The sequence below is a fragment of the Rhodoplanes tepidamans genome, assembly GCF_030813915.1.
In the GTDB taxonomy this organism is placed as follows: Bacteria; Pseudomonadota; Alphaproteobacteria; order Rhizobiales; family Xanthobacteraceae; genus Rhodoplanes; species Rhodoplanes tepidamans.
Genome location: NZ_JAUSUJ010000031.1, coordinates 48,383 through 67,881, shown reverse-complemented (window position 1 = coordinate 67,881; position 19,499 = coordinate 48,383). Strand labels below are relative to the sequence as shown.

General features: G+C 71.8%; 23 protein-coding genes. 8 read left to right on the top strand and 15 right to left on the bottom strand.

Annotation, left to right across the window (positions count from 1 at the left end; translation table 11 throughout):
- Positions 1-308 precede the first annotated feature (308 nt).
- The 4 genes from J2S22_RS27230 to J2S22_RS27215 form a co-directional block, all read right to left on the bottom strand.
- Positions 309-1,811, bottom strand: coding sequence for a tripartite tricarboxylate transporter permease (locus J2S22_RS27230; protein ID WP_272779994.1), 1,503 nt, complete (start codon positions 1,809-1,811; stop codon positions 309-311).
- Between the two features lie 149 nt (positions 1,812-1,960).
- Positions 1,961-2,422: a tripartite tricarboxylate transporter TctB family protein gene (locus J2S22_RS27225; RefSeq protein WP_272779993.1), complete on the bottom strand. Its 462-nt coding sequence runs from the start codon at positions 2,420-2,422 to the stop codon at positions 1,961-1,963.
- A gap of 133 nt (positions 2,423-2,555) precedes the next feature.
- Entirely contained in the window at positions 2,556-3,527 is a 972-nt protein-coding gene (locus J2S22_RS27220; protein WP_272779992.1) for a Bug family tripartite tricarboxylate transporter substrate binding protein, read from the bottom strand.
- Between the two features lie 25 nt (positions 3,528-3,552).
- Positions 3,553-4,296, bottom strand: coding sequence for a GntR family transcriptional regulator (locus J2S22_RS27215; RefSeq protein ID WP_272779991.1), 744 nt, complete (start codon positions 4,294-4,296; stop codon positions 3,553-3,555).
- Positions 4,297-4,410: 114 nt separating this feature from the next.
- On the opposite strand from J2S22_RS27215, the gene J2S22_RS27210 reads away from it, so the two are divergent.
- Positions 4,411-5,226: an amidohydrolase family protein gene (locus tag J2S22_RS27210; RefSeq protein WP_272779990.1), complete on the top strand. Its 816-nt coding sequence runs from the start codon at positions 4,411-4,413 to the stop codon at positions 5,224-5,226.
- Between the two features lie 219 nt (positions 5,227-5,445).
- Here the strand turns inward: J2S22_RS27210 and J2S22_RS27205 are convergent, their stop codons facing one another.
- The 5 genes from J2S22_RS27205 to J2S22_RS27185 all read right to left on the bottom strand — a co-directional run bounded on the left by J2S22_RS27205 (position 5,446) and on the right by J2S22_RS27185 (position 8,541).
- Positions 5,446-5,913 (bottom strand): arsenate-mycothiol transferase ArsC, encoded by a 468-nt coding sequence (locus tag J2S22_RS27205; RefSeq protein WP_272779989.1) that lies wholly within the window; start codon positions 5,911-5,913, stop codon positions 5,446-5,448.
- Between the two features lie 5 nt (positions 5,914-5,918).
- Positions 5,919-6,413 carry a UPF0262 family protein gene (locus tag J2S22_RS27200; RefSeq protein ID WP_272779988.1) on the bottom strand — a complete coding sequence of 165 codons (495 nt, stop codon included), beginning with the start codon at positions 6,411-6,413 and terminating at the stop codon, positions 5,919-5,921.
- Complete coding sequence (hisD, locus tag J2S22_RS27195) at positions 6,410-7,723, bottom strand: histidinol dehydrogenase (protein ID WP_272779987.1); 1,314 nt, start codon at positions 7,721-7,723, stop codon at positions 6,410-6,412. The genes J2S22_RS27200 and hisD overlap by 4 nt, the downstream gene beginning before the upstream one ends.
- 162 nt (positions 7,724-7,885) lie before the next feature.
- Positions 7,886-8,332 carry a DUF2948 family protein gene (locus J2S22_RS27190; RefSeq protein WP_272779986.1) on the bottom strand — a complete coding sequence of 149 codons (447 nt, stop codon included), beginning with the start codon at positions 8,330-8,332 and terminating at the stop codon, positions 7,886-7,888.
- A gap of 74 nt (positions 8,333-8,406) precedes the next feature.
- The gene (locus tag J2S22_RS27185; protein WP_272779985.1) at positions 8,407-8,541 is read right to left on the bottom strand and encodes a hypothetical protein; all 135 of its coding nucleotides are present in this window, start codon (positions 8,539-8,541) and stop codon (positions 8,407-8,409) included.
- A gap of 229 nt (positions 8,542-8,770) precedes the next feature.
- Between J2S22_RS27185 and J2S22_RS27180 the strand changes: the two genes are divergently transcribed.
- Positions 8,771-9,061: a DUF4282 domain-containing protein gene (locus J2S22_RS27180; RefSeq protein WP_272779984.1), complete on the top strand. Its 291-nt coding sequence runs from the start codon at positions 8,771-8,773 to the stop codon at positions 9,059-9,061.
- 111 nt (positions 9,062-9,172) lie between these two features.
- Here J2S22_RS27180 and ychF read toward each other — a convergent pair whose 3' ends face one another.
- The 6 genes from ychF to J2S22_RS27150 all read right to left on the bottom strand — a co-directional run bounded on the left by ychF (position 9,173) and on the right by J2S22_RS27150 (position 13,081).
- Complete coding sequence (ychF, locus tag J2S22_RS27175) at positions 9,173-10,270, bottom strand: redox-regulated ATPase YchF (RefSeq protein WP_272779983.1); 1,098 nt, start codon at positions 10,268-10,270, stop codon at positions 9,173-9,175.
- 10 nt (positions 10,271-10,280) lie between these two features.
- On the bottom strand, positions 10,281-10,676 hold the full coding sequence (locus J2S22_RS27170) for a PIN domain-containing protein (RefSeq protein WP_272780005.1): 396 nt from the start codon (positions 10,674-10,676) through the stop codon (positions 10,281-10,283).
- Positions 10,576-10,944 (bottom strand): hypothetical protein, encoded by a 369-nt coding sequence (locus J2S22_RS27165; protein WP_272780006.1) that lies wholly within the window; start codon positions 10,942-10,944, stop codon positions 10,576-10,578. The genes J2S22_RS27170 and J2S22_RS27165 overlap by 101 nt, the downstream gene beginning before the upstream one ends.
- 41 nt (positions 10,945-10,985) lie before the next feature.
- Positions 10,986-11,621, bottom strand: a complete 636-nt coding sequence (gene pth / locus J2S22_RS27160; protein ID WP_272779982.1) for an aminoacyl-tRNA hydrolase — start codon at positions 11,619-11,621, stop codon at positions 10,986-10,988.
- Positions 11,622-11,673: 52 nt separating this feature from the next.
- Entirely contained in the window at positions 11,674-12,405 is a 732-nt protein-coding gene (locus J2S22_RS27155; protein WP_272779981.1) for a 50S ribosomal protein L25/general stress protein Ctc, read from the bottom strand.
- Between the two features lie 382 nt (positions 12,406-12,787).
- A complete protein-coding gene (locus tag J2S22_RS27150) occupies positions 12,788-13,081 on the bottom strand; it encodes an accessory factor UbiK family protein (RefSeq protein WP_272779980.1) in 294 nt (97 codons plus the stop codon).
- 273 nt (positions 13,082-13,354) lie between these two features.
- Here J2S22_RS27150 and lgt point away from each other — a divergent pair, with 273 nt between their 5' ends.
- The 6 genes from lgt (at position 13,355) to J2S22_RS27120 (ending at position 19,370) form a co-directional block, all read left to right on the top strand.
- Positions 13,355-14,209 (top strand): prolipoprotein diacylglyceryl transferase, encoded by an 855-nt coding sequence (gene lgt / locus J2S22_RS27145; RefSeq protein WP_272779979.1) that lies wholly within the window; start codon positions 13,355-13,357, stop codon positions 14,207-14,209.
- Complete coding sequence (locus tag J2S22_RS27140; RefSeq protein ID WP_272779978.1) at positions 14,206-15,309, top strand: class I SAM-dependent methyltransferase; 1,104 nt, start codon at positions 14,206-14,208, stop codon at positions 15,307-15,309. The genes lgt and J2S22_RS27140 overlap by 4 nt, the downstream gene beginning before the upstream one ends.
- Positions 15,306-16,073 (top strand): peptidoglycan editing factor PgeF, encoded by a 768-nt coding sequence (gene pgeF / locus J2S22_RS27135; protein ID WP_272779977.1) that lies wholly within the window; start codon positions 15,306-15,308, stop codon positions 16,071-16,073. The genes J2S22_RS27140 and pgeF overlap by 4 nt, the downstream gene beginning before the upstream one ends.
- A 245-nt stretch (positions 16,074-16,318) precedes the next feature.
- Positions 16,319-16,936 carry a hypothetical protein gene (locus J2S22_RS27130; RefSeq protein ID WP_272779976.1) on the top strand — a complete coding sequence of 206 codons (618 nt, stop codon included), beginning with the start codon at positions 16,319-16,321 and terminating at the stop codon, positions 16,934-16,936.
- A 202-nt stretch (positions 16,937-17,138) separates the two neighbouring features.
- Positions 17,139-18,092, top strand: a complete 954-nt coding sequence (locus tag J2S22_RS27125) for a ribose-phosphate pyrophosphokinase (RefSeq protein WP_272779975.1) — start codon at positions 17,139-17,141, stop codon at positions 18,090-18,092.
- 777 nt (positions 18,093-18,869) lie between these two features.
- On the top strand, positions 18,870-19,370 hold the full coding sequence (locus tag J2S22_RS27120) for a type III secretion system chaperone family protein (protein ID WP_272779974.1): 501 nt from the start codon (positions 18,870-18,872) through the stop codon (positions 19,368-19,370).
- The last annotated feature ends 129 nt before the right edge of the window (positions 19,371-19,499 follow it).

Genomic DNA, 19,499 nt, shown 5'->3' with positions numbered 1-19,499 from the left:
AGTGATCGCACCGGGCCGCGCGGGGGCCACGGGCGAAGGTCAGGCCTTCGTTCGACGCCACAGGACGGGCGCGGACCCTAGCCGAAACGGGCCGGAACGACAACCGGCGGACCTCCGCTCGTCCCCGCGAAACGCGGATTCCGTTGAATGCCCCCGGTCGTCCCGGGGCGGCGCGTCAGCGCCGAGCCCGGGCCCGGGCCCCATAACCCCTGTCTGTCGTGAGCCACTCTCGCCGGGCGTATGGATCGCGGGCTCGCGGACCCGAGGGGTCCGCGCCGCGGGGTGACGAACGATGAAATGACCGCGCCTCAGGGCGCCGCCGCCCCGGTCCGCCGCCAGCCGAGCAGCATGGCGGCGAGCTGCAGGCCGCCGATCAGCGCCAGCACGACGAGGAACACCCGCGCCGCCGGCCCCTGCACGAACACCCACCAGTCGCCGTCCGAGATGGTGAGCGCCCGGCGGAACGACAGCTCCATGCGGTCGCCGAGCACGAAGGCGAGGAGGAGCGGCGCGACGTCGTAGGAGAACTTGCGCAGCAGATAGCCGCCGACGCCGGCCGCCACCAGGATCGCGAGGTCCAGCGGCGACGCCTTGAGCGAGTAGACGCCGATCAGGCAGACGACCAGCACCAGCGGCGCCAGCACGCCCATCGGGGTGCGCAGCAGCGACACGAAGATGCTCACCAGCGGCAGGTTGAGGATCACCAGGATGGCGTTGCCCAGATAGAGGCTGGCGATCAGCCCCCAGAACACCTGCGGGTGCTCGCTCATCAGCAGCGGCCCCGGCTGCACGCCGTGGATCAGCAGCGCCGACAGCAGGATCGCCGTCGCCGGGATGGCCGGGATGCCGAGCACCAGCAGCGGGATCATCGAGGCGCCCGTGGTGGCGTTGTTTGCCGTCTCCGGCCCGGCGACGCCGGCCACCGCGCCGTGCCCGAACTTTTCCGGGGTCTTCGAGATCTTCTTCTCGATCGCGTAGGACACGAAGGTCGAGATGATGTGGGAGACGCCCGGCACCAGGCCGAACAGGAAGCCGACGCCGGAGCCGCGCAGCACCGCCGGCGCCGCCTCGCGGATCTCCTGGGCCGTCGGCAGCATCTCGCGCAGCCGCGGCGCCTTCGGCACCGCGGGCGTCGCCTCGTCGAGATTGAGCAGGATCTCGGAGACGCCGAACAGGCCGATCGACAGGGCGACGAAGTTGAGCCCGTCGGTGAGATCCAGCGAGCCGAAGGTGAAGCGCGGCCAGGCGGTGAGCTGGTCCATGCCGACCGTGCCGAGCGCCAGACCGAGCACGATCATGGCGAGCGTCTTCACGGGCGGCGAGCTGGACACCACACTCACCACCAGCAGCGCGGTGAGCATGAGCACGAACTCGGCCGCCGGGCCGACCGACAGCATGGCGTCGGCGAGCAGCGGGCCGACCGCCATCAGGCCGACGATCGAGATGGTGCCGCCGACGAAGCTGCCGACCGCTGAGAGCGTCAGCGCCGCGCCGGCGCGGCCGCGCTTGGCCATCTCGTAGCCGTCGATGCAGGTGACCACCGAGGCCGCCTCGCCCGGGATGCGCATCAGGATCGAGGTGGTCGAGCCGCCATACATGGCGCCGTTGAAGATGCCGGCCAGCATGATCACGGCGCCGGCCGGATCGAGCTTGAAGGTGAGCGGCAGCAGCAGCGCCATGCCGGCGAGCGGGCCGAGCCCGGGCAGCACGCCGACCGCCGTGCCCCACAGGCAGCCGACGAAGCACAGGAGCAGGTTGCGCGCCGTGAACGCGACCGCGAACCCGTCCATCAGGTATCCGAGCGAGTCCACGGCGCTGCTCCCGTTTTGCTTTGCTCGTCATTCCGGGGCGCGGGCAACGCCCGCGAACCCGGAATCCAGCGACAGGTTCGGTCATCCGGGGCTGGATTCCGGGCTCGCGGACCTGCGGTCCGCGCCCCGGAATGACCGGAGCGAGAAGATCAGAACGGCCAGATCCCGGCCGGCAGGCCGAGGCCGAGGACGCGCTCGAACACCGCGTCGAGGGCGAGGCTCGCCCCGCAGCCGTAGAGCACGGCGCGCCACCACGGCTTCTCCGCCAGCACCGCGAACAGGATGCTCAGCATCACGGCGACGGTCGGCACGAAGCCGAGCGGGATGAAAGCCAGCGCGGCGGCGAGCAGCGTCAGGAGACACACGGCCGTCTTGCGGCTCGCCAGCGCCACGGCGGCGCCGTCGTGCTCGCGCAGCGCCCGCACCGCGCAGGCGAGCCCGAGCCCGACCAGCGCGAGGCCGAGGACGAACGGCATGAAGCCCGGCCCCGGATTGCCGACGCTGCCGCGCGGGATCGGCCACGCCAGGATCGCCAGCGCGACCCCGGCGCCCGAAAGCGCCACGCCGACCGCCGCATCCCCGGCCCAGCGCGGCAGGCTCAGCCCGGCCACGGGAGAGCACTCGAATTCAGAGCCGTCATGCCCGGCCTTGTGCCGGGCATCCACGCCTTTGATGCCGCGCCGCCTGGAAGAGCGTGGATGGCCGGGACAAGCCCGGCCATGACGGTCGTGAGGTTCCTCCCCATCACTGCGCCTTCCGCTCGATGCCGATCGCCTTGGCGACCTCGCCGAGCGCGGCGAGCTCCTTGCGGATCAGCGCGCCGGTGTCCTTGGCGCCGAGCACGCGCTGGGTGGCGCCCTGCTTCTCCATGGTCGCCTTGAAGGCCGGGGTCGACGCGGCCTCCATGAACGCCTTCTCGAGCTTGGCGAGCACCTCGGGCGGCGTCCTGGCCGGGGCGATGAGGCCCCACCACAGCACGGTCTCCTCGCTGCCCAGGCCGATGTCGTCGAGCCCGGCCGCCTGCGGCAGCGCCGGGTTCCGGGCCGCCGAGGTGAGCAGCAGGCACTTCGCCTTGCCGGCCGCGGCGTGCGGCAGGATCGGCGGCAGCGAGCCGCCGTAGAACGTCACGTGGCCGCCGAGGAAGTTGCGCGCCGTCTCGCCGGCGCCGCCGAACGGCACCGGGCGCACCTTGGCGCCGACCTTGGTGAAGATGCGCTCGGCGGCGAGCTGCATGGTGCCGCCCAGCCCGTCGTTGCCGTAGGTGTACTTGCCGGGCGCCGCCTTGACGGCGTCGATCAGCTCCTTGCCGGTCGCGGCCGGGAAGTCGGGGGCCGTGCACAGCACATAGGACGAGTAGCCGATCGACATCACGCTGGCGTAGCTGTCCGGCGTGTAGGCGACGGTCAGGCTGTGCGGGCTGGTGGTCAGCGGCGAGTTCCACACGAAGCCGAGCGTGTAGCCGTCCGGCTTCGCCGCGCTGATCATGGTGGTGCCGACCGTGCCGCCGCCGCCGGCGCGGTTGTCGACGATCACCTTCTGCTTGAGGATCGGCTCGACCGCCTCGGCGATCTGCCGGGCGAACACGTCGGTGCCGCCGCCGGGCGGCGCCGGGACGATCAGGGTGACGGGACGGCTGGGGTAGTCCTGCGCGACCGCCGTGAGCGGAACCAGCGCGGTCGATGCGAGCGCCAGCGCGCCGAGGATGCCTTTGAGCATTGGTCTCTCCCTGTGATCGTTGAACTCACCTGATCTCGACGTCGTAGCTGAAGCGGTCGGCGGGCCCGTGCGAGCGGCGCCATTCGAGCGGCGCCCCGTCGAGGCCGAACGCCGTGCGGTCGATCACCACCACCGGATCGCCGGCCGAGATCCCGAGCGCCCGGGCGACCGCGGCCGTCGCGCGGCCGAAGGCGATGCGGTCGGCGGCGCGCGCGATGGTGATGCCGAGCTCGCGCTCGTAGAGCGGATAGAGCAGCGCCTCGAACCGCTCCGCCGGCAGCGTCGCCAGCGCCTCGAAGCGCGGCAGCGGCAGGGCGATCTCGTCGATCACCAGCGGCTCGCCGTCGACCAGGCGCAGCCGCTTCAGCCACAGCACCGGATCGTCCGCGGTCAGGCCGAGCGCGCGCGCCGCGTCGCGGCCGGCCGCGCCCTCGCGCCGGCCGACCAGCCGCTGGGTCGGCACCAGCGCCTTGCCGCCCTTGCCGGTGTGGCGGAAGAACCGGAACAGCGTGTTGCCGAGGTCGGCGCGGCGCACGAAGGTGCCGCGGCCCTGGCGGCGCTCCAGCAGGCCCTGCTGCACCAGCCCCTCGATCGCCTTGCGCATGGTGCCGAGCGCGACCCCGAACTCGGAGGCGAGATCGCTCTCCGCCGGGATCGCCTCGCCCGGCTTCCAGGCGCCGTCCTGGATGCGCTCGGCGAGCGCGTCCTTGAGGCGCTGGTAGATCGGCAGGCGCTGGTCGGATCCGGTGGCGGCGTCGGCGGCGTGCATGGCGGCCCTTCGGCAGGCGAGGTCTGTCGGGCAGGCGCTGGTCGGCGAGGGGGCTGGTCAGCTAGTCCTCTAGAGGAGTATAAGACCGTCCGAGCCCCTCTGGCAACCGACCACATGGCCCCCTCCCCGACCGCCTCCTCCGTTCCGATCGTCGACACGCACGTCCACGTCTTCACCCGCGCGCTGCCGCTCGCCGACGGCCGCCGCCATTCGCCGAGCGGCGACTTTCCGCCCGAGGACCTCTTCGCCGTCACGGCGCGCCACGGCGTCCGCGAGATCGTCGTGGTGCAGCCGTCCTTCCTGGGCACCGACAACGCCTATCTGGTCGAGACGCTGGCGCTGGCGCCGGAGCGGCTGCGCGGCATCGTCGTCGTCGATCCCGGCGTGACCGACCCGGCGCTCGACGCCTATGCGGCCGTCGGCGTGGTCGGCATCCGCCTCAACCTGCTCGGCAGGGACTGCTCCGCCGTGCTGGCGCCGGACTGGACCGCGCTGTTGACGCGGATCGCGGCGCGCGGCTGGCAGATCGAGATCCAGGCGGAGGGCCGCGACTTCCCGCGCCTCCTCGACGCGATCGTGCCGCTCGGCGCGCCCGTGGTGGTCGACCATTTCGGCCGCCCGGATCCCGCGCTCGGCGTCGCCGATCCCGGCTTCCGCCGCGTCCTCGCCGCCGGACCCGACGGGCCGCTGTTCGTGAAGATCTCCGGCAGCTACCGCTGCGGCGGCGCCGACGCCGCCCCCTACGCGCGCGCCCTGCTCGACCATCTCGGCCCCGGCCGCCTCCTGTGGGGCAGCGACTGGCCGCACACCCAGCACGAGGCGACCCGCACCTACGCGGACGGCATCCGGGAGCTGCAGACCTGGCTGACGCCGGAGGAGCAGACGGCGGTCGCGGAGACCTCGCGAAGACTGTTCGGGTTTTCGAGGTGATCAGGACCGAAACGGCTGCCGACTCGACCCTCTCCCCTCGCGCGGGTTTTTCAGACTCCGTCATTCCGGGGCGCGCCGAAGGCGCGAACCCGGAATCCAGCTCCGAACTCGGCATTCTGGGCTGGATTCCGGGTCCGACGCTCCGCGTCGTCCCGGAATGACGCATTCTGCAAAGCTCTCCTCGCGGGAGAGGGAAAAGAAAGAGCGGCGCGCCCTGCCTCAGCTCCCGAAGCCGCCGCGTCCGAAACGCTGCTCGATCCGCGCCAGCAGCTGGTCGCGGATCTCGCGATAGGCGGCGAGGCGCTGCTCGCGGCTGCCCTCCTCGGCGGCGCCGGGGTCGTGGGTCGGCCAGTACTCGACGTCGACGGCGAGGGTACGCGTCACCTCGAGGGCGCGGTGGTGTGCCTCCGGCGACAGCGTGACGATCAGGTCGAAGTTGAGCCCCTCGAGATCCTCGAGCTCCTCGAACGTGATCGGCTTGTGGCCCGAGAGGTCGAGGCCGACCTCGTCCATCACGGCGATCGTGAAGGGATCGGGCTCGCCCTTGCGCACGCCGGCCGAGCCGACATAGCTCTTGTGGCCGAAATACTGGCGGAACATCGCGGCCGCCATGGGCGAGCGCACCGAATTCCAGGCGCAGACGAACAGCACCGCACCGGGCGGCCCGACGGGGCCCGGGGGGGGCATCGCGCTCACCCCTTCCAGTGCAGCACGGTGATCAGCGTGAACAGACGCCGCGCCGTGTCGAAGTCGATCTCGATCTTGTCCTTCAGCCGCTCGGTGAGCAGCTCGGAGCCCTCGTTGTGCAGGCCGCGCCGGCCCATGTCGATCGCCTCGATCTGGCTCGGCGAGGCGGTGCGGATGGCGTCGTGATAGCTCTCGCACATCAGGAAGTAGTCCTTGACCAGGCGCCGGAACGGCGTGAGCGAGAGATAGTGGGCGACCACCGGGTCGCCGTCCTGCCGGCGCACGTCGAACACCAGCCGGTCGTTGGAGAGCAGCAGATGCAGGCGGTACGGCCCGCCGTCGTGGCCGACCGGCGCGAACAGGTTGTCCTCGAGCAGGTCGTAGATCGCGATCGTGCGCTCGTGCTCGATGTCGCGGTTGCCGGGCCCGATGGTGTCCTGGTCGAGCGTCACCTCGCACAGGCGATGGCTCTCGCGCCCCTCGCGACCGCGACGCGTCATGAGGCACCGGCCGTCGAGGCGAGGCGGAGCGCGACCGAGCGGGCGTGCGCCTCCAGGCCCTCGGCCCGCGCCAGCGTCACGGCGGCGGGGCCGAGCGCCGCGAGCTGGTCCGGCCCGCAGCGCAGGAGCGAGGTGCGCTTCATGAAGTCGAGCACGCCGAGGCCGGACGAGAAGCGCGCCGAGCGCGCCGTCGGCAGCACGTGGTTGGAGCCGGCGACGTAGTCGCCGATCGCCTCCGGCGTGTGGGCGCCGACGAAGATCGCGCCGGCGTGCCGGATCCGCGCCGCCAGCGGCTCCGGATCGGCCACCGCGAGCTCGAGATGCTCGGCCGCCACCGCGTCGGCGAGCGCCACGGCGCGGTCGAGCGTCTCCACCAGGATCACGGCGCCGTGGTCGCGCCACGAGGCGCCGGCGATCGTCTCGCGCGGCAGCGTGGCGAGCTGCGACTCGACCGCCTTCTCCACCGCGGCCGCGAGGGCGGCGTCGGTCGTGATCAGGATCGACTGCGCGGCGGTGTCGTGCTCGGCCTGGGCCAGCAGATCGGCCGCGATCCACTCGGGGTTCGCGGTGCCGTCGGCGACGATCAGCACCTCGGAGGGGCCGGCGATCATGTCGATGCCGACCTTGCCGAACACGATGCGCTTGGCCGCCGCCACATAGGCGTTGCCGGGGCCGACGATCTTGTCCACGGGCGCGATCGTCTGCGTCCCCCAGGCGAGCGCCGCCACCGCCTGGGCGCCGCCGACCCGGTAGATCTCGTCGACGCCGGCGAGATGCGCGGCGGCCAGCACCAGCGGCGCGAGCCTGCCGCCCGGCGCCGGCACGACCATCACCAGGCGCGCCACGCCCGCCACCTTGGCCGGCACGGCGTTCATCAGCACCGAGGACGGATAGGCCGCGGTGCCGCCCGGCACGTAGAGGCCGGCCGCCTCGACCGGGGTCCAGCGATAGCCGAGCTCGACCCCGAGCGCGTCGGTGAAGCGCTGGTCGGCGGGGATCTGGCGGCGGTGATAGGCCTCGATGCGGTCGCGCGCCAGCGTCAGCGCGGCGACGTCCTCGGGCGGGCAGGCGGCGACGGCGGCGGCGATCTCGTCGGCCGTGACGCGCAGTCCGGCGGCGCCGGCCGGCAGCTCCAGCCGGTCGAACTTCTCGGTCAGCTCGACCAGGGCGGCGTCGCCGCGCGCCCGCACGTCGTCGACGATCGCCCGCACCGCCGCCTCGACGTCGGCGGCCGCCTCGCGCTTGGCGCCCAGCAGGGCGGCGAAGCGGCTGTCGAAATCGGGATCGCGGGTGTCGAGACGGACGGGCATGACGCAGCGGAACCGTCGGGCGAGGGAGGGCCGCGCATTGGCGCGCCGGACGCGCCGACCCTGCTGCCGCCCGGCTGCAGTCGAGGACGCGGCGGGCGCGACGGGGAGACATGTCGGTTTCCCGGCCCTGGCGGGCCGGAAAGGATCAGCGGGATGCGGCCGTCAGGCCGGGCTCGCCTGGTCCACGTGCGCCGGACAGGCGGTCGTATCCCATACCGGTCCGAGGTCGGCAAGCTCCACCTCGAGGCATTCCACGTCGAGCCGCAGCTCGCCGCCGCCCGAGAAGATCAGCACGACGCTGCCGCCCGGCGAGGCGGTCTCGGCGAACTCGATGGTGAGCAGGTTGAGGAGGCGGTCCTTGGCCTGGCATTCCAGGTTGCGGCACTTGCAGGCCATCACCCGGTCGAAGCGCAGCGCGGTGCGGCGGCGGCGGTAGTGGCCGTCCTCGCAGACGGCGCCCTCCCAGTCGAACCGGTCGAGGCCCATGACGAGCCGCTTCTCCTGCGGCCGCCAGTGGATGTCGCCCACCGTCACATGGGCGTCCTGGAGGTGGGTGGCGACGATCTCCAGATCGTCCCGATCGAGGGCGACGAGCTTGAGTTGGTCCATGGCGGCGGCTCCTGCTTGAGCCGTAGTTAGGAAACCGACACGCCGTGCACAAGCCTCGATTGCGTACGGATTGCTCATTCGGCCGGATTGGGCAGGGCCGGCCGCAGCGCCACCGCGAGCGGAACCGTGAGCAGCGCCGTTCCGGCGATCAGAACCAGCACCGCGACGAGCCCGACGGCGTCGCCGATCGCCCGGGTCCGGGCCGTCAACGGTTCGTTCACCGTGCCGGCGGCCCGCCGGGGAGGATCGCGGCCGGACCGCCCGGAGTCCGGCCCGCTGCGGCCGGGGTGACGCGAGCGCACCACATTTTCCCGCCAGAACGGCGGGCGAGCGGGCGCGGCGGGGCCTGCTCCCGGCCGCTCGCCCCGTGCGGGCCGCCGGGTCGCCGATTTCGCCCCACCGGCCTCGCGCGAGGCCCGGTCCGTCCAGGAGGCCCAGATGCTCTCGTTCGCCGACCTTTTCCAGTGGGACCGTTTCATCACCCCGTCGATCATCAAGGTGTTCTACTGGCTGGCTGTCGGCCTGTCGGTCCTGTTCGGCCTGTCGGGCGTGGTCTCGGCGGTGGCCCTGATGGGCCAGAGCCTCCTCGGCGGCCTGTTCGCCCTGCTGGCCAGCCTGCTCGGCGCCTTCGTCGGCATCGTGGTGGCGCGCATCTCGGCCGAGTTCGTGCTGATCGTCTTCCGCATCAACGAGCACCTCGGCGCCATCCGCAACAACGGCCGGATGTAGGGACGCGGAACTCTTGCTTCACCTCTCCCCGGCGGGGAGAGGGTCCCGGCGCGCGCTGCAGCATCGAAACACAATGGACCACCTGCCGCGGAGACGCCGCGCAGGCGCACCTCACGTGGCGAAGCGGAAGTGCAGCACGTCGCCGTCGGCGACGACGTACTCCTTGCCCTCCAGCCGCAGCCGGCCGACGTCGCGGGCGCCGGCCTCGCCGCCATAGGTGACGTAGTCGTCGTAGGCGATGGTCTCGGAGCGGATGAAGCCGCGCTCGAAGTCGGTGTGGATGACGCCGGCCGCCTGCGGCGCCCGGGTGCCGCGGGTGATCGTCCAGGCGCGCGCCTCCTTGGGTCCGACCGTGAAGAAGGTGACCAGGTCGAGGAGCTGGTAGCCGGCCCGGATCAGCCGGTTGAGGCCGGGCTCCTCGAGCCCGATGGCGGCCAGATACTCGGCCCGCTCCTCGCCCGGCAGCACGGCGATCTCGGCCTCGATCTGGGCCGAGATGACCACCGCGACGGCGCCCTCCTCGGCGGCCCGCGCCTCGACGGCCTTCGAATAGGCGTTGCCGGTGCCGGCCGATCCCTCCTCGACGTTGCACACGTAGAGCACCGGCTTGGACGACAGGAGGCCGAGCATGCGGAACGTCTTCTCATCCTCGGCCTTGCGCTCGACGAAGCGCGCCGGCTTGCCCTCGCGCAGCAGCACGAGGGCGCGGGTCATCAGGTCGACCAGCTCCTTGGCCTCCTTGTCGCCGCCCTTGGCCTTCTTCTCGGCGGCGACGACGCGCTTCTCCAGGCTGTCGAGGTCGGCGAGCATCAGCTCGGTCTCGATGGTGTCGATGTCGGCGACCGGATCGACGCGGCCCTCGACATGCGTGATGTCGCCGTCGTCGAAGCAGCGCACCACGTGGACGATGGCGTCGACCTCGCGGATGTTGGCGAGGAACTGGTTGCCGAGCCCCTCGCCCTTGGAGGCGCCGCGCACCAGGCCGGCGATGTCGACGAAGGCGAGCCGGGTCGGGATGATGTCGCCCGACTTGGCGATCCCGGCCAGGACGTCGAGGCGCGGATCCGGCACCGCCACCTCGCCGACGTTCGGCTCGATGGTGCAGAACGGATAGTTCGCCGCCTGCGCGGCCGCCGTGGCGGTGAGCGCGTTGAACAGGGTCGACTTGCCCACATTGGGCAGGCCGACGATGCCGCATTTGAATCCCATGATGCTCTCGTCAGGAGAAGAAGGGCTCGGGGGACCCGAGCTTGAAGGGGTTTAGGATGGTCATACCCTCGATCGCCCGCTCGTGCTGCATGTCTTCGCTCAGGAAGACGCTGCAACCGGCGATCAGGGCGGAACTGATCAGCAGAGAATCCCACCAGCCGAAACCGTCGGCATCCTGCACGCGCCACGCGCGGTGGAGGACGTCGGGATCCAGCTTGGCGGTACAAAACGGCACGAGGCGCTCGATGAAGCTGCGAACCTCCATGCGATCGAGACGGCGGCGGTCGGTGAGAACCCGATAGCACTCATTCAGGCTTTGAGGGCTGAGGACCAGCATACGGGTCCTGATCATCACCCTCAGCCATTCCGCGAACTTCTCCCGCTTCTCCGGCTCGCTCGGATCGATCGCGTAGACGATGAGATTCGTATCGACGAACCAGTTCCTCCTCCCGCTCGGCATAAATCTCCTCGCGCGTCGGCCAGTCCTTGCTGGCCCCGGGAAAGCCTGGACCGCTCAAATAGGGTTCGAGAGCAGCCAGAAGATCGTCCGACCCGCGGCACCGCTCCTCGACGATCTCGGAGACATAACGCGACAGGCTCTTGCCCTGCCGCGCCGCCTCCACCCGGGCGCGGGCCAGAACGTCGTCCGGAAGCGTGATGGTCACGTTCTTCATGGGACACCTCCACACTGATCTCGTTTTTCAGTGTTTCCGTGTCAAGCGCGCTCCGGCCTCCCGGCCGTGCCGCCGCCGGCCGCCTCCTTGTCGGGCCCCAGGAAGCCCTTGGCCTGCATGGCGAGGTGGACCTTGTTCTGGAAGGTCGCGTCCTGGCCCTTGGCGAGCAGGCCGGCATTGTCGGCGACGACGTCGCACAGGGTCTCGACCCAGTCGCGCTCGGCCTTGGCGAAGTCCTGCAGCACGTAGTGCTGCACCATCTCCTTGACGCCCGGATGGCCGATGCCGATGCGGACCCGGCGGAACTCGTTGCCGAGATGGGCGCCGATCGAGCGCAGGCCGTTGTGACCGGCGGCCCCGCCGCCGGTCTTCACCCGCACCTTCCCGGGGGGCAGGTCCAGCTCGTCGTGCAGCACGACCACGTCGCCGACCGGGACCTTGTAGAACTGCGCGGCCTCCTGCACGGCGCGGCCGGACTCGTTCATGTAGGTCTCGGGCATCAGCAGCATGACGCGCTCGCCGGCCAGCGGCCCCTCGGTCGCCAGCCCGTGAAAGCGCTTCCGCCACGGGGGGAACCCGTGGCGGCGCGCGATCGCGTCGACGGCCATGAAGCCGATGTTGTGGCGGTTGCCGGCGTAGCGGGAGCCCGGATTGCCGAGCCCGACCAGGAGCCGCATGACGATGCCTCACGGTCGGCCGGGGGCGGCGCGGGCCGCCCCCGGACCGGCCTCACTTCTTGGCGTCGGGCTTCTTGGCCGGGGCCTTGGCGTCGGCCGCCGGGGCCTTGGCGCCCGCCGCCGGAGCCTTGGCGCCGGCCGCCGGGGCCGCCGCCGCACCCGCGGCCGGAGCCGCCGCACCCGCGGCCGCGTCCTTGGCGGCGCGCAGCTCCTCGGCGTAGCCGGACGGCGGCACGATGGTGACCAGCGTCGGGTCGAGCTTGCCGGCCGCCCGCACGTTCGGCGGCAGCGCGACGTCGCTGAGGTGGCGCGAATGGTTGATCTCGAGGCCGGCGAGATCGATCTCGATGGCCTCCGGAATGGCGTCCGCCGGGCAGCGCAGCTCGACCGAGTGGGTGACGACGCTGACGGTGCCGCCGCGCTTGATGCCGGGAGCGCCTTCCGGATTGACGGTGCGCACCGGCACCCGCACCCGGATGGTGGCGCCTTCGCCCAGCCGCATGAAGTCGACATGGACCGGACGGTCCTGCAGCGGCTCCAGCTGGTAGTCGCGCGGAATCACGCGATGCTTCGCGCCGTCCAGCTCGACGTCGTAGATCGTCGTCAGGAAGTGGCCGGCCAGGATGCGCTGGCGCAGCTCGGCTGCGTCGATCGCGATGGTCACGGGCGGCTTGTTGTCGCCGTAGATAACGCCAGGTACGAGGCCTTCGCGACGAACGGCCCGGGCGGCCCCCTTGCCGGCCCGCGGACGCGACGTCGCCTTCAGCTCTTTGACGGTCGCCATGGTTGATCCTCTCTCCAGCCGGAAACGACCGCTGGTGCGGCCCCTCCCGGTCGATGCACGGATGGAAATGCCGCAGATGCGGCGGCGCGGCCGGCCTCCAGGGGTGCGTGCAGACCGCGGAACGCGGGCTTATAGCAAGACGCCGCCGCAATTGACAAGGAAGGGGCCCCGGAGAACGGCGTCGCCCCGGCCGGCGGGATCCGGCCGATCCGTTCAGGTCATTCCGGGGCCGCGCACTCGGGTCGGCGCTTCGCGCCGCCCGAGCACAGGCTCCGCGCCGAACCCGGACTCCAGCCGGGACTTTGGAGGTCGTCGCTGGATTCCGGGTTCGCGGCTTCGCCGCGCCCCGGACCGACAGCGAACCGAGCAGCCGGAACCGGTATCAGACCACCGTAGTCGTGCCGGTGTCGAGGCCGGTCGGGCTCGACGGGGCGAGCTTGGCCTCCAGGGCGGCGAGGCGGGCCTTGAGCACCTCGTTCTCCTCGCGGGCGAGGCGGGCCATCTCCTTGACCGCCTCGAACTCCTCGCGCTGCACGATGTCCATGTCGCGCAGGATGCGCTCGGCCTGGGCCTTGATCAGCGTCTCCGCCTCGCGGCGCACGCCCTGGGCGACGCCGGCCGCGTCGTTCATCATTCGGGCCATCTCGTCGAAGAACCGGCTGGTCGTCTGGGCCATCGTTATGTCGTCTCCGGAACGCATGATCGGCAATGGGAGTCGGTCGCGCCAGACAATGGCGATCGCGGTGCAGCGACGCAAGCGCCGCGCGGCCCGACCGGCGGCCCGCACACCCCGGCCGGCGCCCCCGCTTGACGGGCGGCGGCCGCCGCCCCATCACCCGAACCGCCGGGCGCACCCGCCTGTTCCGCCCCGGCGGACCGGTCCGCCCGCCGCCCGGTCCGCCAGCGGACCCGTTCCGTCCGCGGACCCGTTCCGCCCGAGAGACTGCCGATGCCCCTTGCCGTCCTGGAGTTCCCGCGGATCGACCCGGTGCTGGTCAGCCTCGGCCCGCTGGCGATCCGCTGGTACGCCCTCGCCTACATCGTCGGAATCCTGCTCGGCTGGGTCTATGCCCGGGCGCTGATCCGCAACGACCGGCTGTGGGGCGGACCGGCGCCCCTCACGGTCGTCGACTTCGACGACTTCGTCGTCTGGGTGACGCTCGGCATCATCCTGGGCGGCCGCACCGGCTACGTGCTGTTCTACAATTTCGACCTGTTCCTCGCCGACCCGCTGAAGATCGTGAAGCTGTGGGAGGGCGGCATGTCCTTCCACGGCGGCTTCCTCGGCTGCGTTGCCGCCGTGGTGCTGTTCGCCCGCTCGCGCGGCCTGTCGATCCCCACCGTCGGGGACCTCACCTGCGCCGTGGCGCCGATCGGCATCCTCCTCGGCCGCCTCGCCAACTTCATCAATGGCGAGCTGTGGGGCCGGCCGGCGCCGGACGTGCCCTGGGCCATGGTGTTCCCGGGCGCCGGCCCTTGGCCGCGGCATCCGAGCCAGCTCTACGAGGCGGGGCTGGAAGGGCTCGCGCTGTTCGTCGTGCTGGCGATCGCGGTGCGGGCTGGTGCCCTCAAGCGGCCCGGCCTCGTGGTCGGCCTGTTCGCCTGCTTCTATGCGGTGGCGCGCTCGTTCTGCGAGTTCTTCCGCGAGCCCGACCCGCAGCTCGGCTTCCTGTGGGGCGGCCTGACCATGGGGATGCTGCTGTCGATCCCGCTGTTCCTGGCCGGCGTCGGCTTCATCGTCGCGGCGCTGCGGCGGCCGCCGCTCGGGGGCGCCGCGCCGGCGACGCCCGCCGAGGCCGCGTGACTCCGGTGCCGTCCCCGCTCGCCGCCCTCCTGCGCGAGACGATCCGCACCGGCGGGCCCCTGCCCCTCGCCGACTGGATGGCGCTCTGCCTCGGCCATCCCGCGCACGGCTACTACGTCACCCGCGATCCGCTCGGCCGCGCCGGCGACTTCGTGACGGCCCCCGAGATCAGCCAGATGTTCGGCGAGCTCTTGGGGCTGTGGGCCGCCGCCGTCTGGCAGCAGATGGGGATGCCGGGCACGGTCCGGCTGGTCGAACTCGGCCCCGGCCGCGGCACCATGATGGCCGACATGCTGCGCGCGGCCCGGGTCGTCCCGGCGTTCCGCCCGGCCCTGTCGGTGCACCTGGTCGAGACCGGCCCGGTGCTCGCGGCGCTCCAGCGCGAGCGGCTGGCCGCCGCCGGCGTGCCGGTCGCCTGGCATCGCGACCTCTCCGAGGTGCCGGACGGCCCGGCGATCGTGCTCGCCAACGAATTCTTCGACGCCCTGCCGGTCCATCAGGCCGTGAAGACGCGCCACGGCTGGTGCGAGCGGACCGTGACGCTCGGCCCCGACGACACCTTCGCCTGGGCCACCGGCCCGGCCGACCCGGCGCTGGCCGCGCGGGTTCCGGAGTTCTGGCGGGTGGCCCCGTCCGGCTCGGTGTTCGAGTGGCGGGACGAGGCGCCGGTCACGGCGCTGGCCCGCCGGGTCGCCCGCGGCGGCGCCGCGCTGGTGATCGACTACGGCCATGTCGACCAGGGGCTCGGCGAGACCCTGCAGGCGCTCGCCGGCCACGCCTTCGCCGACCCGCTCGCCGCCCCCGGCGAGGCCGACCTCACCGCGCACGTGGATTTCGTCGCCTTCGGCCGGGCGGCGGCCGCCGCCGGAGCGGCCGTGCACGGCCCGGTGACCCAGGCGGCCTTCCTGAAGAGCCTCGGCATCGAGGCCCGGGCGGCGGCCCTGACCGCGAAGAACCCGGATCGCGCCGCCGAGATCGCCACGGCGCTCGCCCGCCTCACCGACACCCGCACGAAGACCGGGATGGGCACGCTGTTCAAGGCGATCGGCCTCGCCGATCCCGCCCTCGGCCCCCTGCCCGGACTGGAGACCGCGCCATGATGGTGACCGCCCGCTCGCTCTCGGCCCTGCCCGGCATCCGCCACGCCTTCTTCACCCGCGAGGGCGGCGTCTCCGAGGGGCTCTATGCGAGCCTCAACGCCGGCTTCGGCTCCGGCGACGACCAGGCCCGGGTCGCCGAGAACCGCGCCCGCATGGCGGCGGCGGTCGGCGTGCCGGCGGAGAACCTGCTCAGCGCCATCCAGATCCACTCGGCCGACGTGATCGTCGCCGAGACGCCGTGGACGGCCGCGCAGCGCCCGAAGCTCGACGCCATCGTCACCCGTACCCCGGGCCTCGCCGTCTGCGCCTCGACGGCCGACTGCGGGCCGGTGCTGTTCGCCGACCCGGAGGCCCGGGTGGTCGGGGCGGCGCATGCCGGCTGGCGCGGCGCGCTCGCCGGCGTGACGGATTCGACCATCGCGGCGATGGAGACGCTCGGCGCCGACCGCAGCCGGATCGTCGCCGCCATCGGCCCGATGATCCGCCAGCCGAGCTACGAGGTCGGCCCCGAGGTGAAGGCCCTGTTCGTCGCCCAGGACCCGGCCAACGCCCGCTTCTTCGCCCCCGGCCGGGAGGATCGCGAGATGCTGGACGTCGCCGGCTACATCGCGGCGCGGCTCGCCGCCGCCGGCCTGCGCCACATCGAGGACGTCGGCCTCTGCACCTATGCGGACGAGGCGCGCTTCTACTCCTATCGCCGCACCACCCACCGCGGCGAGCCCGACTACGGCCGCCACGTCAACGCCATCGCCCTGATGGGATGAGGCGGAGGCGGGATCGCAAGCGCCGAGGCTTGCCGACCCCGGGTCGTCCCGGTGCGGCGCGCCAGCGCGGGCGACGACCATCGAAAGGTTGTGCTGCCGCAGGCGCGCGCCGAGGACGAGCTTCGAAATCCCCCCGGCTGGACCCCCGCCGCAATTACGGTTAAGGATCCCTTACCGACCGAGGCGGGGGTACCGCCCGACCGGCCCGCTCGACCGGGCCACGGCAGCACGGGGCTCGATTTCGCATGCAGGGTCTACCGACGCGGCGCCTCGCGACGTCGCCGGCACGACAGGGTGGCCGCGGCCGGATCGGCGCGATCCTGCTGGCGCTCGGCTGCGCCGCCTGCACCCAGACCGCCGGGCAGACGCCCGGCCCGGTCGCCGCCGCCCGCACGCCGACCGTCGCCTTCGAGTCGATCGACGGCCCGCCGGAGAGCGTCTTCAACCATATGGTGCAGTCGCTGACGAGCGAGGCGCAGGCCCGCCAGCTCGCCGTCGTGTCGCGCCAGACGCCGGCGCACTACCGCGTGCGCGTCTACACGGCGACCATCGTGGCGCCGAAGAAGTCGGTGGTGAGCTGGGTGTGGGACGTCTACGACGCCGACCAGCGCCGCGTCTTCCGGTTGTCCGGCGAGGAACCGGTGAGCGGCGCCGGCAGCACCACCTGGGCGGCCGCCGACGAGCAGGTGATTCGCCGCATGGCGTCGAGCGGCATGGAGCGGCTGGCCGGCTTCATGGCGGCGCCGCGCACCGCGCCGGCGCCCGCCGCGGCGCCCTCCGGCACGCCGGCCCCTGCGCCGGACGCGACCCCGCCGGCCGACGGAAGCATGGCGGTCGCCGCCTACGACGCCAGCACGCCCTGAGCCGGCAAGCCCCGTCCGACCGCGCCGCGGCGCGTCTTTCCGGCGGTCGAATCTAGTCCGCGCGGACGTATCCGGACGAGTCCCGGGACGGGCAAAAACCCGCGGGACAACAAAACCGTCGTATTGCACCGGGCCCGACCGCCTTGTATTCAGGCGCCGCCGGACAGGTTAGTCGCTCGCGTGGGCGTTCGGGAGGTCGGGAATGCCTGGCAAGAATGGAGCGATCAAACTCGTCGCTGGCAACTCCAATCCGCGGCTCGCCGAGGCGATTGCCGCGTATCTGAAGACGCCGCTGACGCGCGCCGTCGTCCGCCGCTTCGCGGACATGGAGATCTTCGTCGAGATTCTGGAGAACGTGCGCGGCGCCGACGTGTTCGTCATCCAGGCGACCTCGTTCCCGACGAACGATCACCTGATGGAACTGCTGATCATCATGGATGCGCTCAAGCGCGCCTCGGCGCGGCGCATCACGGCGGTGATGCCGTATTTCGGCTACGCCCGGCAGGACCGCAAGCCCGGGCCCCGCACGCCGATCTCGGCCAAGCTGGTCGCCAACCTGATCACGCGCGCCGGCGCCGACCGCGTGCTGACCGTCGACCTGCACGCCGGCCAGTTGCAGGGCTTCTTCGACATCCCGACCGACAATCTCTACGCCTCGCCCGTGATGGTGCGCGACATCAAGGAGCGCTTCGAGCTCTCCAAGCTCGCGGTGGTGTCGCCCGACGTCGGCGGCGTGGTGCGGGCGCGCGGGCTCGCCAAGCGCATCAACGCGCCGCTGGCCATCATCGACAAGCGGCGCGAGCGCGCCGGCGAGTCCGAGGTGATGAACGTCATCGGCGACGTTGAGGGCCGCACCTGCATCCTGGTCGACGACATCGTCGATTCCGGCGGCACGCTGGTGAACGCCGCCGACGCGCTGCTGGAAGGCGGCGCCGAGCGCGTCTACGCCTATATCAGCCACGGCGTGCTGTCGGGCGGCGCGGTCGCGCGCATCACCGCGTCGCGCCTCAAGGAGCTGGTGATCACCGACTCGATCCAGCCGACCGAGGCGGTGCGGGTCGCCGAGAACATCCGGGTGCTCTCCATCGCCACCCTGCTGGGCGAGGCGATCGGCCGGACCGCGGCCGAAGAGTCGGTGTCGAGCCTGTTCGACTGAACCGGCGGCCTGGGTCATTCCGGGGCGGCGCGCAGCGCCGAACCCGGAATCCAGCCGAGAACTCGGACGCTGTCGCTGGATTCCGGGTTCGCGGCTTCGCCGCGCCCCGGAACGACGGGAACTGATCACCCGGAAACAGCATTGCTCTGCCGTGTCGCCCTGGGTCCCCGCCTTCGCGGGGACGAGCGGACCATCGACGCTCCTCGCCCGGCTTTCCGAATCGAGAACGAATTCCCGCACCGGTCGCCCGGCTCGCGCCTCCTGATCACGTCTTCTGATCACGTCCGACTCACGTGGGCGGCGGCGGCCGCCGCGGCCGGCCGAACTACACGTTCCGGCTCCGATTCCGATCCGTTCCACTTTTGATTCAAAGCACCGGTCCCGGGCGCGCGACGTGAGTCAAACTGTCGCGGTGGACGGCGCGGTTCCCTGTGGACCGGAGCGGTCCGGTCGTTGCGCGATTCAGCGGAATGAACGAACCCTTGGACGCGGCCGGGACGTCGTCTCCGCGCCGCGCCGGCGCCTCCGCGCGAGGCCCGGAACCGCCGTCCGGACGGACGATCGTGATCCGCACGAATTCATCTGTGGGACCCGATTCCGTCCGACCGGGGTGCGCTCTATAGTCGATGGACCGAGTGATTCGGTGTTCGTGGAAGTCCCGGCGCTGCAGGCTTTCCTGGCAGGTGCGGGCGCTTCGGGCACCCGGCGCGTGCCGTCGTGTGGCGTCCGCGTTCGTGCGTTCGCTCCCGCGTCCGGCACTTGAGGGGTAGAAGCGGCATGTCGCTGATGGAGATCGAGAGCCCGCGGAACGCCAACCCGGTCGACATCGTCGAGCGGGTGGCCGCCGTCAACGACTGGTCCTTCGCACGCTCCAGCGAGGACGAGGTCACGCTGGTGATGGCCGGCAAGTGGACCGACTATCAGGTCTCGTTCACCTGGATGAGCGAGATCGAGGCGCTGCATCTCGCCTGCGCGTTCGACCTGAAGGTGCCCGAGCGCCGGCGCGCCGAGCTGCTCGAGCTGGTCACGATGATCAACGAGCAGCTCTGGGTCGGCCATTTCGACCTGTGGGCCAACGACGGGCTGGTGATGTTCCGCCACGCGCTGGTGCTGGCCGGCGGCGTCGAGGCGTCGGGAGCGCAATGCGAGTCGCTGCTCGCCACCGCCACCGAGGCGTGCGAGCGCTACTATCAGGCCTTCCAGTTCGTCATGTGGGCCGGCAAGCCGCCCCGCGAGGCGATGGAGGCCGTGATGTTCGAGACCCTCGGCGAGGCCTGAGGGCCGGCCGCGATTCATACGGCCGTCATTCCGGGGCGCGGCCCGCAGGGTCGCGAGCCCGGAATCCATGTCCCCGGTGCCGATGGCGCGCGAGACAGGGCGTATGGGTCCCGGGCTCGGCGCATCGAA

Coding starts and splice junctions, on each gene's coding strand:
- J2S22_RS27220 (WP_272779992.1), bottom strand. CDS start 3,527: ATGCTCAAAGGCATCCTCGGCGCGCTGGCGCTCGCATCGACCGCGCTG.
- J2S22_RS27215 (WP_272779991.1), bottom strand. CDS start 4,296: ATGCACGCCGCCGACGCCGCCACCGGATCCGACCAGCGCCTGCCGATC.
- J2S22_RS27210 (WP_272779990.1), top strand. CDS start 4,411: ATGGCCCCCTCCCCGACCGCCTCCTCCGTTCCGATCGTCGACACGCAC.
- J2S22_RS27205 (WP_272779989.1), bottom strand. CDS start 5,913: ATGCCCCCCCCGGGCCCCGTCGGGCCGCCCGGTGCGGTGCTGTTCGTC.
- J2S22_RS27200 (WP_272779988.1), bottom strand. CDS start 6,413: ATGACGCGTCGCGGTCGCGAGGGGCGCGAGAGCCATCGCCTGTGCGAG.
- hisD (WP_272779987.1), bottom strand. CDS start 7,723: ATGCCCGTCCGTCTCGACACCCGCGATCCCGATTTCGACAGCCGCTTC.
- J2S22_RS27190 (WP_272779986.1), bottom strand. CDS start 8,332: ATGGACCAACTCAAGCTCGTCGCCCTCGATCGGGACGATCTGGAGATC.
- J2S22_RS27180 (WP_272779984.1), top strand. CDS start 8,771: ATGCTCTCGTTCGCCGACCTTTTCCAGTGGGACCGTTTCATCACCCCG.
- ychF (WP_272779983.1), bottom strand. CDS start 10,270: ATGGGATTCAAATGCGGCATCGTCGGCCTGCCCAATGTGGGCAAGTCG.
- J2S22_RS27165 (WP_272780006.1), bottom strand. CDS start 10,944: ATGAAGAACGTGACCATCACGCTTCCGGACGACGTTCTGGCCCGCGCC.
- pth (WP_272779982.1), bottom strand. CDS start 11,621: ATGCGGCTCCTGGTCGGGCTCGGCAATCCGGGCTCCCGCTACGCCGGC.
- J2S22_RS27155 (WP_272779981.1), bottom strand. CDS start 12,405: ATGGCGACCGTCAAAGAGCTGAAGGCGACGTCGCGTCCGCGGGCCGGC.
- J2S22_RS27150 (WP_272779980.1), bottom strand. CDS start 13,081: ATGGCCCAGACGACCAGCCGGTTCTTCGACGAGATGGCCCGAATGATG.
- lgt (WP_272779979.1), top strand. CDS start 13,355: ATGCCCCTTGCCGTCCTGGAGTTCCCGCGGATCGACCCGGTGCTGGTC.
- pgeF (WP_272779977.1), top strand. CDS start 15,306: ATGATGGTGACCGCCCGCTCGCTCTCGGCCCTGCCCGGCATCCGCCAC.
- J2S22_RS27130 (WP_272779976.1), top strand. CDS start 16,319: ATGCAGGGTCTACCGACGCGGCGCCTCGCGACGTCGCCGGCACGACAG.
- J2S22_RS27125 (WP_272779975.1), top strand. CDS start 17,139: ATGCCTGGCAAGAATGGAGCGATCAAACTCGTCGCTGGCAACTCCAAT.
- J2S22_RS27120 (WP_272779974.1), top strand. CDS start 18,870: ATGTCGCTGATGGAGATCGAGAGCCCGCGGAACGCCAACCCGGTCGAC.